The organism is Devosia sp. A369 (assembly GCF_054489345.1).
The window spans coordinates 12,833-28,211 of record NZ_JBTMWV010000028.1 but is presented as its reverse complement, the minus strand read 5'-3'; the positions used below and the strand labels follow the sequence as shown (position 1 = coordinate 28,211).

The following is a 15,379-nucleotide window of genomic DNA, read 5'->3' as shown; positions in this document are numbered from 1 at the left end:
CCCCCGCTCGGTGATCTGACGAACCGCGTCCCGCTTGAAATCGTCGCTGAAATTGGCTTTGCCCATGTAGGCCTCCTTGCCTCAAAATTAGGAAGGAAGGCGTCTACAAATCTAGGGGCTATTCAGTCACATCCAAGTCTCGCCATCTAATAGCTTGCGCATTCTAATCAAGCATGTAATGTTAGCGCTAACTGGTGACGCTAACATTACGAGGGGCCGTTGAATAAGGTTGCGCTTATAACCGGGGCTGGGGCGGGCCTTGGCCGGGAAACAGCTTTGAAGCTGGGCCGTCGGGGCTTGTCGGTCGTTATCGTTGATCGCGACGTGTCTGCGGCGCAAGAAACAGTACGCGATGCTATTAGAAATGGTATTTCAATCCACTTCGTCGAAGCTGACCTTTCGTTGCCGGGGGCGCCCACCCAAGTCGTGGCGGATGTATTAAAAACCTCGGGACGGCTCGACGTTCTGGTCAACAATGTGGGTTTTGGGCGAGGCGAGCGCTTCATGGACATGGAGGTCTCAAATTGGGACCTGACCTTTGCCCTTAACGTAAGGGTGTCCGCATTCCTGATGCAGGAGGCAGCCAGGCATATGTGCAAGCGCGGTTCAGGCCGGATTATCAATATAACATCCCCGGCGTCCCGTATGGCGCTACCGAGCTATACCGCCTACGGCGCGAGCAAGGCGGCGCTCGACTCTCTCAGCCGTTCTGCGGCTGTTGCCCTTGCGCCCTTTGGAGTGCAGGTGAACAGTCTTGCCCCGGGCATGATGGATACGGCAATGCAGCGCCAAACCGAGCTGCAGTTCGCGGCAGCCGAAGGCCGCGCCGATATTGACACTTTCCTTGCCGAGCGGACGGCCCGCATCCCGTTGGGCAGGCGTACCTCGTGCGACGAGGTGGCCGAGGGCGTGGTTTGGCTAGCTCTCGATGCACCGGACTACATCGTGGCTGAGCGGCTGAATTTTTCCGGCGGGCTGGATAGGGATTAAGACATGAAGACCGACATCAGGGCCAACGATGTAGTGCCGGCGCTCAAGCGCCGGGCGCGCACACTTCGCGGACACATGCTCCGCATGGCAAGGGGGCAGGGACAGGGTTATATCGGCCAGGGTCTGGGCATCGCCGACGTAATCACAGCACTTTATTTCCATGAAATGCGTTATGAGCCAACCGATCCTGGCTGGGCTGCGCGCGATCGCTTCATCCTGTCGACGGGGCACTATTCCATCGCTCTTTGGGCCGCCCTGATCGAGGCGGGTGTGCTGCGTCATGACGAACTCGATTCCTATGGCCGGGACGGTAGTCGGCTTGACATGAGCTCGATCGACACAACGCCGGGGGTGGAAGTCACCGGGGGCTCCCTCGGCCACGGTTTGGGTCAGGGTGTCGGCATGGCACTAGGGCTGCGTTCGCGGTCGCCCTCGTCACGCGTATTCGTTGAGCTGTCGGATGGCGAGTTGCAAGAGGGCTCCACTTGGGAGGCCGCTATGTCCGGTACGACATTCAAGCTCGACAATCTCGTGGCTCTCATTGACTGCAACGGCATCCAGGCCGATGGGCCGATTGTGATCAATATCGAGCCGGTACGTGAGAAGTGGGAGGCTTTCGGCTGGCACGCAGTCGAGATCGACGGAAATTCAATGGAAGACATTCTTGTCGCTCTGGACGGTGCACGGATCCGCGACGGACGACCCAAGGCCATCGTACTCCGTACTCTGCCGGGCAAGGGAGTGCCTATGCTTGAAAGACGGGAGAAGGCGCACTTCGTCCGGGTCGAGGCCAGTGAATGGGATGACTTCACGCGCGAACTGGAGGCTTCGTCATGACCGAGATTGGCCGCACCCTTGGCATGGGAGAACAGGAGGCCCTGGAGGGTGCCTATGTCGAGGCTCCCTTTGGCCGCGCGCTGGTGGAGGCTGCCCGCGACGATGATCGTATAGTCGGACTGACAGCGGATCTAGGAAAGTACACCGATATCCAGCTTTTCGCTCAGACCTATCCCGATCGCTTCTTCAACGTAGGCATGGCTGAGCAGAATCTGATCGCAGTCTCCGCAGGACTGGCGAAGGTCGACCACATCGCCTTCTGCACAACATACGGCGTGTTCGCAACGCGCCGCGCCTATGATTTCATCGCTATCGCGTGCGCCCATAGCAATCTCAATGTAAAGATCATAGCTGGTCTTCCCGGCCTGACCACCGGATATGGCGGCACACATCAGGCCATAGAAGACACTGGTCTCGCACGACTGATCCCGGGCCTCGTCGTGCTCGACCCTTGCGATGCTGTCGAGGTGCGGGAAGCAACCCTGGCAATCGCCGAATACGACGGCCCGGTCTATATGAGGCTGCCGCGCGGCAAGGTGCCAGTCCTGCTTGACCCCGACGCGCCGAAATTCGCAATCGGCAAGGCGCGCCGCCTCAGGCAAGGCAAGGACGTCGGTATCATCAGCACCGGCCTGCTTACGGGTTCTGCGCTCAAGGCATCCGAAACGCTTCGCGGTCTGGGCATCGAGGCAGGCGTACTGCACGTGCCCTGTATCAAACCGTTCGACCGCGATGGAATCGCGGCATTTGCTGCCGGGTGCGATGTGTTGATCACCGCAGAGAACCACGTGATCGATGGCGGGCTGGGTACTCTAGTCGTGCAGGCGCTGTACGGCGCTGGTGTTCAAAAGCCCCTACGGCATATTGGGCTGCCCGATCAGTTCATCGAATGCGGCTCCGTTCCATACCTGCAACAAAAATACGGAATTACGGCGGGTGACATTGTCAACGCCGCACGACAGCTCAACAACTGATCACTTGGAGGAGAAGGACCATGAAGTTATTGACGACATTTGCGGCAGCAACCGCCCTATTACTAGCACCCTTGATCGCTGCGCCGGCGATGGCACAGACTATCGATGAAATACTTTCGCGGGGTAAGGTTATCATCGCCGTCGATGTGACGACACCGCCGCACGGGCGCATCGATGAGAACGGCCAGCCCGATGGTTTCGATCCCGCGCTTGCACGTCTCGTCGCGGAGAATCTCGGAGTTGAGGTCGAACTAGTCCCGGTGACCTCTCAGAATCGCATCCCGTTCCTGTTGTCCAATCGGGTCGATATGGTGATCTCGCTATTTTCGATCACGCCCGAACGCGCGCAGCAGGTCTGGTTCAGCAATCCGTATGCCAATGATGCGAGCGTCCTTGCAGCAGCAGCTGACGTTGAGGTTGCCTCGTTGGAGGACCTTAGTGGAAAGCGTGTGGGGGTGCCTCGCGGCACGCTTCAGGATGCAATTCTTACCGAGGCGAATATCGACGGCATCACCCTCCAGCGCTACGACGACGAGTCAGCGACGATCCAGGCGCTTCTGTCGAACCAGATTGATGTTCTGGGCACCGGGAGTCTCGTCCCTAACGAGCTCAATAAACGGGCGCCCGGCAAAGACTATGAAGTCAAGATTGTCCTGCGCGAGGCTCACTACGGTATCGGCATCCGCAAAAACCAGATCGACCTCCAGCAATACCTCAACGTGCTGATCTACACCCTACAGAAGAATGGCACGCTTGACGAACTGGCTGTGAAATATCGCGGCGCACCGCTACCGCCCCTGCCAACCCTCTAGTAGTGAAATCCAGGGTGGCTCTGCCCGTGCCACCCCCCATAGGTTCAGAGTCGCCATGAGCTACACATTTCATTTCGACAGTGTCTGGCGCGAATGGCCGCTGCTGCTGGAGGGGATTCAGGCGACGCTGACGTTTACACTTCTGTCGATGGTCCTCGGCTTGATCATCGCGGTCACGGGTGCTGCCGTTCTGCGTTTTGGCCCGATATGGGCAAAAGCAGTCGTTCGCGTCTATGTCGGGGTCTTCCGCAATACGCCTCTCGTGGTCCAGCTCTTCTTCATCTATTTTGGCCTGCCGAGCACTGGGCTCGCTCTGACGCCGGACATCGCCGCGATGATTGGGCTCACCCTCAACTTTGGCGCCTACAGCGTCGAAATCATCCGTTCCGGAACGCTGGCCGTTCCGCAGGGCCTCATTGAGGCTGCGCGTGTAATCGGCCTCAACCGCGTCCAGACTTTCGTCTATGTCATGCTGAGGCCGGCACTGATTATCGCGTTCCCCGCCCTATCCAGCCAGATCATCGTGCTTCTGCTCGCCACCAGCGTCATTTCGATCATTAGCGCCAACGAACTCACTGCGATCGCCGGCTCCATCCAGTCGCGCACCTTTCGGAGCTTCGAAGTGTATATCTTCATTCTCGTGGTCTACCTGGGGCTGAGCAGCATCTTCAAACTGTTGCTAAAGATCATCTATGACCGCTGGATTGCGGTTGAGCAGCAACGGTTTGGGGGTTAGCATCGTGTTCCGCGAACTTGGTCTCGGCGATGCCCGCTTGCTGTTTGTTGCAACAAACTGGACGATCCTTTTATCGCTCTTTGCCTTCGTCACCGGCACTGTGGTCGGGCTGCTGGTTGCGACACTGCGCCTGTCGCGCAATCGGGCGCTGCGGCTCCTGGCTGCTGGCTATATCAACATCTTTCAGGGCACGCCCTTTCTGGTGCAATTGTTCGTGCTGTACTTCGGGCTTACCTTCGTCAACATAAGGCTGGATGCTTGGGCCTGCGCGGCGATCGGCCTGACAGCTTACTCCAGCGCCTATCTCGCGGAGATCTGGCGGGGATGTATTCAAGGCATCCCCGCTGCGCAGTGGGAGGCTTCGAAAATAGTGGGGCTTTCGAAATTGCAGCAGCAGATCTATGTCATCCTGCCGCAGGCGCTGCTAATTTCTCTTCCCGCCACCGTGGGCTTTTTTGTGCAGATCATCAAGGCCACGGCACTGCTCTCGGTTCTGGGCTTCGCTGAAATTTTGCGTACGGCGCAGATGATCAACAGCGCCACATTCCAGCCGTTCCTGATCTACGGGGTCTGTGGCTTGCTCTATTTTATCCTTTGCTGGCCACTCTCAAGGCTCAGCGCTTATCTGGAAGCGAAATATTATGTTTATTGAAGTGGAGAACCTCGTAAAGTGCTTCGGGGCTCTGCAGGTACTGCGAGGCATAGATTTCCAGATGGACACAGGCGAGGTCGTCGCCATCATTGGCCGCAGCGGATCGGGGAAAAGTACGCTCCTGCGGTGTATTGCCGGGCTGGAATCGGTCCAGGGCGGCGCGATCACAGTTGGCGGCATACGTCAGGAGAATGGCGACTGGAGCGCTGAGGGCCGGCGGCTCATCGGCATGGTTTTCCAAAGCTACAATCTGTTTCCACACTTATCCGTGGAGGCCAATGTGACCCTTGGACTGCGCAAGGTGCAAGGATATAGCAAGGCTGATGCCCAAGAAATGGCTATGTTCGCATTGACACGCGTCGGGCTCGCCGAAAAGGCAAAATCATATCCGCGCCAGCTTTCGGGCGGGCAGATGCAACGCGTCGCCATCGCACGCGCGTTGGCGCTCAAGTCCAAGGTGCTATTGTTGGACGAGATCACCTCTGCACTGGATCCGGAAACCGTTGGAGAGGTACTTAAGGTTCTCGAGCGGCTGGTGGAAGACGGCACGACGATGGTCCTGGTTACTCACGAGATGGCGTTCGCAGCGCGTGCCGCGACGCGTCTGGTTTTTATGGACGGGGGCCGTATCGTGGAGGATGGGAAGCCGCGCGAGGTGCTCGATCATCCCAAGACGCCCCAACTTGGCGAGTTCCTGAAATCAACACGTCATTGAAAGCCCGACGCGATGAAAAAGGAGCGTGAGGCTGGCCCGGTCATCTATCCGGCTCAGCATAGTCAACCTCTTAATCTCGATGCAATCGCCACGGCCACCGGCGTGTCGATTATGACTGTATCGCGGGTGATCAATCACCCTGACAAGGTTGCCGAGAAAACGCGCATCCGGGTGCTCGACGCCATCAAGGATATGGGCTTCATCCTAAATCGGGTGGCGGGTAGTCTGGCCCAGTCGGCAAGCAGGATCGTCGGCACCGTCGTGCCGCCTATTATCAATACGGGTATTGCCGAACAGGTTCAAGGCATGTCCGACATGCTCACTGCGCACGGTTATCAGCTGATCGTTTCCCCCGGAGAACTCACGTCTGGCCAAGAGGAGCAGCGGGTGCTCGAAATCCTGGGCTGGCAGCCGGCGGGCCTGATCCTTCAGGCTTTCCCAACCTCCGAGCGTGTTAGGAAGTTGCTGCGTGAAAGGGGCTATCCGGTCGTCGAGATCAGCGAGATCGAAGGCGTTGAACCGATCGACTGCGTTGTCGGGATCTCCAACTTCCAGGCGGCCTATGAAATGACGGAGTATCTTTTTGGGCGAGGGTACCGCCGCATCGGCTTCATTGGTGCCACGCCTCACGGCCATGACCGTGCGGCGCGGCGCACACTCGGCTATCGAGCCGCCTGTGAGACGCTGGGGCTACCTGTCCTGGTTCGCATTGGCCCCATGGAGAATGCTTTTGGCAGCAACGCGCTCATAGAGCTTACCGACGAGACGCCCGAGATTGATGCTATCTTTTGCGCGAGCGATACTACTGCCGTTGGTGTCATTTTCGAATGTCAGCGCCGCAAATGGGCAATTCCCGATCGTCTGGCCGTCGCTGGTTTTGGCGATCTGGAGATCGCATCGCAAATTGTGCCCACAATGACGACTGTGCGTGTTAATCGCAAAGAGATGGGGCGCCAAGCGGCAGCTACAATTCTCGATCGTGTGGCCGGAAGCACAACGCGCGTCGTGACGGATATCGGCTTCAAGATCATCCAACGCCAAAGCACATAAGCACTCTTCACATAGCGAGCGATTACACGGCGCAATACGGGTCTAGGAAGAAATAATCGTTGAATTGCGATAGCCAAGCCTGCTCCTAGGCATCAGCCACAAGAGGTCAAGGCCCGAAAATTGGGGTATCGCCACTTGGACCGAGGCAGGTGGGCCGGTCCATTTCTGGTCGCTGCGATGTATCTATTTTTGTGCCAGCTTTTTTGCGAACGCCAGTAGTTCCTAGAAATCGGCCAACCTGCGGATCACGCGGGCAGTAGCAAGCTGGTGTTTGCCTTCACGGCTCCATGTAGGTGAACCGGGTGTCGCCGCGGGCAAGGATGGAACCGAGCCGGGCGTTACGGGCGTCGCGCGTTTCGTCACCCCATTCTGGATCGGGATAGCCATAGCGGCGATCGCCGCTCTCGAACTGGAAGAGATGATAGTCCGCTGGCACCAGACCCTCAAAAACCGCATCCTGTTGGAGAACTACTTCCTGCCCGGCGACCTCGAGGCCCAGATCGCCGCCTTCGTCGAGCATTACAACCACCGGCGCGACCACGAGAGCCTGGCCAACGTAACACCGGCCGACGCCTACTTCGGCAGGGCCGCAGCCATCATCAAACAACGCGAAAGGATCAAACGCCAGACCATCCAGCATCGGCGCTTGCAGCACCGCAACATCGCCGCATAACATCAACCCAAAGACGAGGCTGACACTCCTCTAATCGGCGACCGAAGCTGAGCCAAATGATCTGACGACGGACAATGCCGGCTCAAACGGGCCACAAAGCCGTTCTCGTGCATTAGCCGTGCTGGTGTGGCGACCAACGGCGTCCACACGTCCCCCACCTCCTTCGTCTGTCAGCCGTTGGGACGGCGCTTTGACTTACGTGGCTTCTGGAAGTGGCGATTGATCAGAAAGGTTGTAACAACGACGAACGTCATCGCGGCTGGACCCCAGAGCCATAGAAGAAGATTTGCGTCCATTTCTTGGTCCTCCATGCCGCCGCGGATGCGACCACCTGTGACTACGGAATGATACCAGTTTTTAGACCAGATGCCGAGAGGCTAGTAAGGCCAAACTAGTTGGCGGTCGGAGCCACTCACTACCACACACAGCACGGATCGCGTTACGATCGCGGGTACCCGGACGGTCGTCAATGAGCCCTAGCGAGCGAGATCAGACGCCTGCGGCAGTTTGCAGATCGGTCGTAAGTGCTTGATTTATAATACCCCACAACATCCATAGTTTGCAGAAAATCCATTATATTTCAGTGCCTTGCACCAGACTACGAATCTGGGGGTCGGACGTTCGAATCGTTCCGGGCGCGCCATTTAATTTCAAAGACTGTCATACGATGCGTTGTTTGCCTGGCCCCAGGCGATCGCCGAGCGCAGAGGCGTGCCGATGCCAATGCTGCAACGGATTGCCGCGATGGTGCTGCAGCGCGCCAAATAGTCGCGTTAGATTTCTGCCAGCGCTCGTTGGATGGCTTGATGCAGCAGCGGCTTGGCGGCGCCGACGATTTCGTCGCGCGGGCTCAATACCGCCGCTTCGGTCTCGACCCGCGACGGCACATATTGCGGCAGGCTGTCCCGGAATTCGCGGATCAGGCGCTCGAACAGGATCGGCGATTGCACAAACGGGCCGGTGATGGTGATGCGGTTGGGAAACAGCAGCAGATAGACGTCGCGCATGGCGATGGCCATGGCCGTGGTGGCGCGACGTATCAGCGGGTGATCGGCCAATGCCGGATCCTGAATCAGCTGTCGGGCGAAGTCGTCCTCGCTTGAGCTTGCCAGCTGCAGCGGGGCGACCAGGCTCCACAGTGCCGCCTGCGTCTCAAGACAGCCCCGTTCACCGCAACGGCAGGGAGTGTCGCCCGCCATGAAGCTGCGCCAATGGCCAATCTCGCCGAACCCGCCCTGGGTTGAATGCTGCACCGCGCCGTTGATGGCGCTGGTCAGGCCGACGCCATAACCCCAGTGCAACAGCACCGTCGAATTCGCGCCCTCGTCCTGGTGCCGCAGCAGCCGCGCCCGCAATTCGGCGCTCAAGGCACGCTGCACCCGCACCTCCATCTGCAGGGTTGCGGCGAGGTCGGCGATGGACAGCGGCGCCGCGTTGGGAAATCGGCTGGAAAATAACCATTGGCCTGCCGCCTCGTCGACGATCCCGGGCAACGATACCACCAGTCCTGCCAACCGACCCTGTTCCAGTCGGTCGCGCAGTTCCTGAGCCAGGCTGACGATGAGCGCGCCGATGCCGGCCGCCGTGATGCTGACATCCTCGACCGGACGCGAAATTTCACATGAGGATGTGCCCCCGAGATCCACCAGATTGCCGACGATGCGGTCGGCCAGCGCCTGCACCACGATGACGTTCACCGCCTGCGTCGCGCAGCTGAGCAGCACCTCCGGCCGGCCCTTTTCGTTGGTGCGGATCTGATGCAATTCACGCACCAGCCCGGCGTCGATCAGTTCGGTGACGTGCTGGGTTACCGTGCCGGCGCGCATCCGCAACAGCGTGGCCAGGCGTTTGCGTGTGGTGCCGCCCCCGGAGATTTCGCCCAGCAGCTGCCGTCGGCGTTGCGCATCCAGCGTTTCGATATCGGCGGGTGCGCGCTCGGTCAGGCCGGCGATCAGCGGCGTGTGCGCATCAACCAAGTGCTTCATATGTCGCGTCTTCTTCGCTTGATGCCGATTTCCAACACGCAGTTTTGCACGGGCCAGCTTCACTGGCAAATGGCCCTTGCCAAAGTCAGGAATATAATTACAGCAATTGGAATTAAAGCCTCGTCCTGGGTCAGGACAGGCCGGAGGAGGATGAATGTCTTACAATTTCAAAGCTGCTTGTGGCCTGGCTGCCGTAGCGACCGTCATGATGACGGCGACGGCTTTCGCCGCTGATGTGCGTATCGACTTTGCTACCGGCTTCAACGGCGGCGATGGCCAGGTCGGCAACGCCATGCGCAAATTCGAGGAACTGGTCGAGGCCAATTCCAACGGCGCCATCGCCGTCAACATTTTCACCGACGGCGCGCTGGGCAATGAGCGCGACGTGCTGGAATCGCTGGTCGTTGGCTCCACCGACATGTCGCTGGCCGGCGTGTCCGACGTGGTCTATTGGCTGCCGGAATATTTCCTGTCGGTGCCCTATCTGTTCACCAGCGTCGAGCATGTCCGCGCCGTCTATGACGGCGAGATCGGTCATGAGATCGATGCGCTGGTGCTTCAGGAAAAGAACATTCGCACGCTGGCGATCATGGATCGCGGCGCCCGCCAGGTCACCAGCAACCGCGCCATCAATGGTCCCGAGGATATGAAGGGCCTGCGTCTGCGTCTGCCCGAAAACCCGTTGTGGATCGAGGTCTGGAGCCAGCTTGAGCCGGTCGCGACCACCGTGTCGCTGTCCGAGCTTTATACGGCGCTGCAGACCGGCGTGGTCGAGGCGCAGGAAAACCCCCTCGAAACCATCGTGCAGAACCGCATGTATGAAGTTCAGGAAAACCTGATCCTGACCAACCATGTGCGCGACGTCTACAAGATCCAGATTTCCGAAAACACCTGGCAGAAGCTGAGCGCCGATCAGCAGGCCGTGGTGGCCGATGCAGCCAAGCAGGCCGCACTGCTCGGCGATGCCATGCTGGCTGACTCGGAGGCGCGCTACATCAAGGAAATTCGGGCCGCCGGCACCAATGTCATCGAGCCGGACCTGAGCCAGTTCCAGGCGGCGCTGTCGGGTTCGCGCGAAATCGCCGACCGCATCCTCAAGGCTGGCCTGTACGAGCGCGTCGTCGCTGCCGATCCGGCCAAGTAAGGCGGTTCCGGGCCGGAGCTGTGTGCTCCGGCCCGTCCATTCAGCAGGTCAGCAGGAGGGCTGCATGCGTCGGTTAGAGAATTTTCTGGGGCACCTGACCGGGCTCCTGTTCATGCTCATGATTGTTCTGGTGACCATTCAGGTGGGCAATCGCTTCGTGATCCGGCTGCCCATGCCGTGGACCGAGGAGCTGACACGCATCGCCTATGTCGCGCTGATCTTTGTCGGCAGCGTCGCCGCCGCCATGCGCAGCGAACATATTCGCGTCGGCGTGCTCTACGAGATATTTCCGGCCCGGGTCCGGCAGGTGCTGCATATCCTGTTCGGCCTGGTTGCGGCGGCCTTCATGATCCTGGTCGCCTATGGCGCCTATCTCTATGCCAGGATCGGCTGGACCGCCCCGCTGCCCACCATGGCCTGGCTCAAGATGGGCTATGTGCAAGCCCTGATCGGGGTCTGCGCCGTAGCCATGGCCGTCGCCTTCCTGGCCTGGATTTTCAAGGCCAAAGAGCCGCCCCGCCACACCATTGTAGAGCTTGAGCAAAACTGATGTTCGATCTGATTGCAATCATCGGCCTGCTCATCGGGCTCATTGTCCTGGGCATGCCCGTCGCCATCGTTCTCGGCGTCGTCTCCCTCGTTGGCCTGCTGCTGATGTTCGGCGCCTCCGTGCCCGTCGATCTGGTGGCCCAGCGCATGTTCTATGGCGTCAACAGCTTCCTGCTGGTGGCCGTCCCCTTCTTCATGCTGGCCGGCGAGATCATGAACCGCTCGGGCGCCACGGTGCGGCTCTACCGGTTTGCCGACGCGCTGGTCGGTCATTTCCCCGGCGGATTGGCCCACGTCAATATTCTGGGCAGCCTGGTGTTTGCCGGCATGTCGGGGTCGGCTGCCGCCGACGCGGCCGGCCTGGGCAAGATCGAGCACGAAGCCATGGTCAAGAAGGGCTTTCCGGCCTCCTTCTCCATCGGCCTGACGGCGGCCTCGGCCACCGTCGGCCCGATCGTGCCGCCCTCGATCCCGATGATCGTCTATGCGGTGATGAGTGGTGCTTCGGTTGGCGCGCTGTTCGTTGCTGGCATCGTTCCCGGCGTGCTGATCTGCATCGTGCTGTCGATCATGTGCTGGATCTGGGGCAAGGGTGCCAATTTCCCGCGCAATGACGGCGTCGATCTGGGTGAGATTTTGGTTTCGCTCCGGGGTGCCATCCTGCCGGTGCTGTGCCCGGCCATCGTCCTTGGCGGTATTTTTACCGGCCTGTTCACGCCCACCGAGGCCTCCGTGGTCGCCGTGCTCTACACCGCCTTTATCGGCTGCATCGTCTATCGCGAGATTTCACCCAAAGACCTCGTCCTCATGGTGCGGCAGACCGCCACTGAAGTGGCGCCCCTGATGCTGATCGTCGCCACCGCATCGCTGTTCGGCTACGTCATCATCCGCCTGGGCATTCCGCCGATGCTCGCCGAGCTCGTGCTGTCAGCCACCAATGATCCGCTGCTCATCCTGCTGCTGATTGCTCTGGTGCTGCTGGTTGTCGGCTGTTTCATGGAGACGGTCAGCGCCATCATCATCTTCACCCCGCTGTTCCTGCCGCTGGCAACCGAGGTTGGCATTTCTCCGGTGCAGCTCGGCATGGTCGTGGTCATGACCCTGGTGCTGGGTGTCATCACCCCGCCGGTCGGCATCGTGCTGTTCATCATGGAACGCATCACCAACACTCCGCTCGATCAGGTGTTCAAGGCGGTGCTGCCCTTCTACGTGCCGATCATCATCGCCATCATACTCGTCATCCTGTTCCCCCAGCTGTCGCTCTGGCTGCCACAGGCACTCGGATATCTCTAGGACTCGACCATGACTAAACCTGTTCGAATTGCCGTCGTCGGTGGCGGCGTCTACGGAAGCCAGATGCTCAATTGCTATGCCGCGGCCCAGCGCCGTGGCCTGGCCGAGCTGGTTGCCGTCGCCGATCCCAGCCAGGAAGTGCGTGACCGCCACAAGGCTGGTCTGGGTATTGCCGGCTACCAGAGCGTCGATGACCTGCTGGCCAGCGAGCAGCTCGATGCCATCGCCATCGCCACGCCTGATCACCTGCATCTCGATGCGGTGCTGAAGGCGGCCGATGCCGGGCTGCACATCATTTCGCAGAAGCCGCTGGATGTCGAAACCAGCCGCGTCGAACAGATGATGGCCGCCGTCGCCGCCAAGGATCGGCTGCTCTATGTCGACTTCCACAAGCGCTTCGATCCCGGCCACAGCCGCATGCGCGATGATGTACGGGCAGGCCGCCTGGGCAAGATTCAGTATGGCGCGGTCCATATGGAGGACAAGATTGTCGTCCCCAGCGAGTGGCTCAAGCGCTGGGCGCATGAAAGCTCGCCATCCTGGTTCCTCGGCGTGCATTTCTACGACCTGGTCACCTGGATTCTCAATGATCGTCCGGTGCGGGTCTATGCCACCGGCCAGAAGGGCAAGCTGTCCGGCATGGGCATCGACACCTGGGACAGCATCCAGGCCAAGGTCGAGTTCGCCGGCGGCGCCAGCGTCAATTTCGACCTGTCCTGGGTGCTGCCCAATTCCTTCCCCTCCATCGTCAATCAGGGCGTGCGCCTGGTCGGCGAGAACGGCGTGGTCGAGGTCGATACCCAGGATCGCGGCATGTTCGCGGCCTATGAGCAGGATGCTGCGTCCTTGGTGATCAACCCCTTCGGCTCCTACGAAGTCGAGCATCCCATCCAGGGCCGTCAGTTGCGCGGTTACACCTATGAATCGATGACCTATTTCCTCGATCTGGTGCAGGCCATCAAGGCCGGCACCTCGATCGAGAGCCTTTCCGGCCACTATCCGAGCGCCGCCGAGGCGATGCACTCGACCTGGATCGGCCAGGCCGTGGATCAGAGCCTGGCGCAACAGCGGATCATCACCCGCGACTAGCCGGCCGGACGGGTCACTCCTGTGGCCCGAACCTGGGCGCCGGCCCAAGACGGCGCCCCCTTTTTTTGAAAGAGTATGTCATGAAGATTTCCGTGCATTCCGACAAGCAGGCGCTCGGCGCCGCTGCCGCCGCGCAGGGCGCCCGGCTGATCGTCGAGGCCATCGCCGCGCGGGGCGAGGCCAATATCATTGTCGCCACCGGGGCCAGCCAGTTCGAGATGCTGGAAAGCCTGCTCGAGGCCGATATCGACTGGACCAAGGTGTCGTTCTTCCATCTGGATGAATATGTCGGCCTGCCGGTAACCCATGGCGCCAGTTTCCGCCGCTATCTGCGTGAGCGCTTCCTTGACCGGCTGCCGGGCTTCAAGTCCTTCCTGCCGGTTGATGGCGATGCCGCCGATCTGGATGCCGAACTGGCCCGCCTCAATGGCGCGCTGGCTGATCGTCGCATCGATGTCTGCTTTGCCGGCATCGGCGAAAACTGCCACCTGGCCTTCAATGATCCCCCGGCCGATTTTGACTATAGCGCGCCCTATCTGGTGGTTGAGCTCGACGCCGGTTGCCGCCAGCAGCAGTTCGGCGAAGGCTGGTTCGAGACCATCGACGCGGTGCCCACGCATGCCATCTCCATGAGCATCAAGCGCATCATGGCCAGCCAGGCGCTGATCCTGTCGGTGCCCGACGAGCGCAAGGCCAAGGCCGTGCTGGCGGCGGTCGAAGGCCCGGTGACCAATCTGGCGCCGGCCTCCATCGTGCAGCAGCACCCCGAGGTGACGCTTTACCTCGACCCGGCCTCGGCCAGCCTGCTCAGTGCGGTCAAAGACTAATGTCGCTCTCCACCCCCGGCCTATTTGACCTGCAGGTGAACGGCTATGCCGGGGTCGATTTCAACGCATCCGGCCTCACGCCGGATGCGCTCGATCACGCCCTCGCCGCCATGCTCAAGGCCGGTGTAACCGGGTGTCTCCCCACCATCATCACCGCGCATCGCCATGAGTTGTTCGAGCGCTTTGCCGCGCTCGACCATGCCGTTGCCAACAGCCGGCTGGGGCCATTGATGGTGCCCGGCTATCATCTCGAAGGCCCGTTCCTGCGCGCCGAACCGGGCTATGCCGGCTGTCATCCGCCCGAGGCCATGGGTGATCCCGACGTGCCGATGGTGCTCAGCCTGTCCGGCGGCCTGACGCGCCCCATCCTCATGGTGACCCTGGCGCCCGAGCGGGCCGGCGCCTTGCTGGCCATCAACCAGCTCAGGGCTGCCGGCATGACGCTCTGCGTCGCCCATAGCGCCGCCGGTTTTGCCCAGATCGACGCGGCGGTCGAGGCTGGTCTCACCGTCTCGACCCATCTGGGCAACGGGCTGCCCCAGCAACTGCCCAAGCTGGACAATACCCTGCTCGCCCAACTGGCGGCGCCGGGGCTGTTTGGCTGCTTTATCGCCGATGGCCACCATATTTCGCGCGATGCCTTGCGGGCGCTGATCACCCTCAAGGGTATCGGGCGCTCGGTGCTGGTGTCCGACGCGGTGCTGGCTGCTGCGGCGCCGGCCGGCATTTACAGCTTTGCCGGCATGTCGGTCGAACGGGACGCTACCGGCGTCGTGCGCGTGCCGGGGCAGGCCAATCTGGCCGGTTCGGCGCTGGAAATGGACGAGGCGGTGCGCAATGTCGTCGCCTGGGGCATTGCGTCCTTCGAGCAGGCCATCACCATGGCAGCCCACAATCCGAGGGCGATCCTCGGCGAAGCGGCGCGCCACCACGGCATCACCCTGCCGGCGGGCCAAACCACGTGGGACCAGGACCTCACGGTCATGCATTGCAGCCCCTAATCCGACGATCGACGCATTAGCGCATGGCCGCTTGCGGTTGCGCTATGCCCTC

The 15,379-nt window shown here is 60.6% G+C and carries 15 protein-coding genes and 1 pseudogene; 15 read left to right on the top strand and 1 reads right to left on the bottom strand.

The features are described 5' to 3' along the window. Nucleotides 1-219 precede the first annotated feature (219 nt). The 9 genes and pseudogenes from ACX3OZ_RS19280 to ACX3OZ_RS19240 form a co-directional block, all read left to right on the top strand. Nucleotides 220-990 carry an SDR family NAD(P)-dependent oxidoreductase gene (locus tag ACX3OZ_RS19280; RefSeq protein ID WP_459105250.1) on the top strand — a complete coding sequence of 257 codons (771 nt, stop codon included), beginning with the start codon at nucleotides 220-222 and terminating at the stop codon, nucleotides 988-990. A gap of 3 nt (nucleotides 991-993) precedes the next feature. After that, nucleotides 994-1,827: a transketolase gene (locus tag ACX3OZ_RS19275; protein WP_459105249.1), complete on the top strand. Its 834-nt coding sequence runs from the start codon at nucleotides 994-996 to the stop codon at nucleotides 1,825-1,827. Then, nucleotides 1,824-2,801 (top strand): transketolase family protein, encoded by a 978-nt coding sequence (locus tag ACX3OZ_RS19270; protein WP_459105248.1) that lies wholly within the window; start codon nucleotides 1,824-1,826, stop codon nucleotides 2,799-2,801. Before ACX3OZ_RS19275 ends, ACX3OZ_RS19270 begins: the two co-directional genes overlap by 4 nt. A 20-nt stretch (nucleotides 2,802-2,821) precedes the next feature. Further along, nucleotides 2,822-3,613, top strand: a complete 792-nt coding sequence (locus ACX3OZ_RS19265) for a transporter substrate-binding domain-containing protein (RefSeq protein WP_459105247.1) — start codon at nucleotides 2,822-2,824, stop codon at nucleotides 3,611-3,613. A gap of 55 nt (nucleotides 3,614-3,668) precedes the next feature. Further along, nucleotides 3,669-4,349, top strand: coding sequence for an amino acid ABC transporter permease (locus tag ACX3OZ_RS19260; protein ID WP_459105246.1), 681 nt, complete (start codon nucleotides 3,669-3,671; stop codon nucleotides 4,347-4,349). Further along, nucleotides 4,306-5,001, top strand: coding sequence for an amino acid ABC transporter permease (locus ACX3OZ_RS19255; protein WP_459105245.1), 696 nt, complete (start codon nucleotides 4,306-4,308; stop codon nucleotides 4,999-5,001). Before ACX3OZ_RS19260 ends, ACX3OZ_RS19255 begins: the two co-directional genes overlap by 44 nt. Then, nucleotides 4,988-5,716 carry an amino acid ABC transporter ATP-binding protein gene (locus ACX3OZ_RS19250; protein WP_459105251.1) on the top strand — a complete coding sequence of 243 codons (729 nt, stop codon included), beginning with the start codon at nucleotides 4,988-4,990 and terminating at the stop codon, nucleotides 5,714-5,716. The genes ACX3OZ_RS19255 and ACX3OZ_RS19250 overlap by 14 nt, the downstream gene beginning before the upstream one ends. Nucleotides 5,717-5,728: 12 nt before the next feature. Continuing rightward, nucleotides 5,729-6,766, top strand: coding sequence for a LacI family DNA-binding transcriptional regulator (locus tag ACX3OZ_RS19245; protein WP_459105244.1), 1,038 nt, complete (start codon nucleotides 5,729-5,731; stop codon nucleotides 6,764-6,766). Between the two features lie 421 nt (nucleotides 6,767-7,187). Next, a pseudogene (locus ACX3OZ_RS19240) lies at nucleotides 7,188-7,439 on the top strand (integrase core domain-containing protein); the annotation flags it as partial. Between the two features lie 773 nt (nucleotides 7,440-8,212). Here the strand turns inward: ACX3OZ_RS19240 and ACX3OZ_RS19235 are convergent. Continuing rightward, on the bottom strand, nucleotides 8,213-9,487 hold the full coding sequence (locus ACX3OZ_RS19235) for an ROK family transcriptional regulator (protein ID WP_459094569.1): 1,275 nt from the start codon (nucleotides 9,485-9,487) through the stop codon (nucleotides 8,213-8,215). 91 nt (nucleotides 9,488-9,578) lie between these two features. Here ACX3OZ_RS19235 and ACX3OZ_RS19230 point away from each other — a divergent pair, with 91 nt between their 5' ends. From ACX3OZ_RS19230 to ACX3OZ_RS19205, 6 genes are all read left to right on the top strand, one after another. Next, on the top strand, nucleotides 9,579-10,568 hold the full coding sequence (locus ACX3OZ_RS19230; protein WP_459094570.1) for a TRAP transporter substrate-binding protein: 990 nt from the start codon (nucleotides 9,579-9,581) through the stop codon (nucleotides 10,566-10,568). A gap of 64 nt (nucleotides 10,569-10,632) precedes the next feature. Next, entirely contained in the window at nucleotides 10,633-11,118 is a 486-nt protein-coding gene (locus tag ACX3OZ_RS19225; protein WP_459094571.1) for a TRAP transporter small permease, read from the top strand. Beyond that, nucleotides 11,118-12,410, top strand: coding sequence for a TRAP transporter large permease (locus ACX3OZ_RS19220; protein ID WP_459094572.1), 1,293 nt, complete (start codon nucleotides 11,118-11,120; stop codon nucleotides 12,408-12,410). Before ACX3OZ_RS19225 ends, ACX3OZ_RS19220 begins: the two co-directional genes overlap by 1 nt. A 9-nt stretch (nucleotides 12,411-12,419) precedes the next feature. Continuing rightward, a complete protein-coding gene (locus tag ACX3OZ_RS19215) occupies nucleotides 12,420-13,499 on the top strand; it encodes a Gfo/Idh/MocA family protein (RefSeq protein WP_459094573.1) in 1,080 nt (359 codons plus the stop codon). A gap of 80 nt (nucleotides 13,500-13,579) precedes the next feature. Further along, nucleotides 13,580-14,326 (top strand): glucosamine-6-phosphate deaminase, encoded by a 747-nt coding sequence (locus ACX3OZ_RS19210; protein WP_459094574.1) that lies wholly within the window; start codon nucleotides 13,580-13,582, stop codon nucleotides 14,324-14,326. Continuing rightward, nucleotides 14,326-15,327 carry an N-acetylglucosamine-6-phosphate deacetylase gene (locus ACX3OZ_RS19205; RefSeq protein WP_459094575.1) on the top strand — a complete coding sequence of 334 codons (1,002 nt, stop codon included), beginning with the start codon at nucleotides 14,326-14,328 and terminating at the stop codon, nucleotides 15,325-15,327. Before ACX3OZ_RS19210 ends, ACX3OZ_RS19205 begins: the two co-directional genes overlap by 1 nt. Nucleotides 15,328-15,379 lie beyond the last annotated feature (52 nt).

What these genes read in the sequence shown, in the direction of transcription:
- ACX3OZ_RS19260 (WP_459105246.1), top strand. Translation starts at nt 3,669, where the DNA reads ATGAGCTACACATTTCATTTCGACAGTGTCTGGCGCGAATGGCCGCTG.
- ACX3OZ_RS19270 (WP_459105248.1), top strand. Translation starts at nt 1,824, where the DNA reads ATGACCGAGATTGGCCGCACCCTTGGCATGGGAGAACAGGAGGCCCTG.
- ACX3OZ_RS19210 (WP_459094574.1), top strand. Translation starts at nt 13,580, where the DNA reads ATGAAGATTTCCGTGCATTCCGACAAGCAGGCGCTCGGCGCCGCTGCC.
- ACX3OZ_RS19255 (WP_459105245.1), top strand. Translation starts at nt 4,306, where the DNA reads ATGACCGCTGGATTGCGGTTGAGCAGCAACGGTTTGGGGGTTAGCATC.
- ACX3OZ_RS19225 (WP_459094571.1), top strand. Translation starts at nt 10,633, where the DNA reads ATGCGTCGGTTAGAGAATTTTCTGGGGCACCTGACCGGGCTCCTGTTC.
- ACX3OZ_RS19245 (WP_459105244.1), top strand. Translation starts at nt 5,729, where the DNA reads ATGAAAAAGGAGCGTGAGGCTGGCCCGGTCATCTATCCGGCTCAGCAT.
- ACX3OZ_RS19265 (WP_459105247.1), top strand. Translation starts at nt 2,822, where the DNA reads ATGAAGTTATTGACGACATTTGCGGCAGCAACCGCCCTATTACTAGCA.
- ACX3OZ_RS19275 (WP_459105249.1), top strand. Translation starts at nt 994, where the DNA reads ATGAAGACCGACATCAGGGCCAACGATGTAGTGCCGGCGCTCAAGCGC.
- ACX3OZ_RS19230 (WP_459094570.1), top strand. Translation starts at nt 9,579, where the DNA reads ATGTCTTACAATTTCAAAGCTGCTTGTGGCCTGGCTGCCGTAGCGACC.
- ACX3OZ_RS19215 (WP_459094573.1), top strand. Translation starts at nt 12,420, where the DNA reads ATGACTAAACCTGTTCGAATTGCCGTCGTCGGTGGCGGCGTCTACGGA.
- ACX3OZ_RS19220 (WP_459094572.1), top strand. Translation starts at nt 11,118, where the DNA reads ATGTTCGATCTGATTGCAATCATCGGCCTGCTCATCGGGCTCATTGTC.
- ACX3OZ_RS19205 (WP_459094575.1), top strand. Translation starts at nt 14,326, where the DNA reads ATGTCGCTCTCCACCCCCGGCCTATTTGACCTGCAGGTGAACGGCTAT.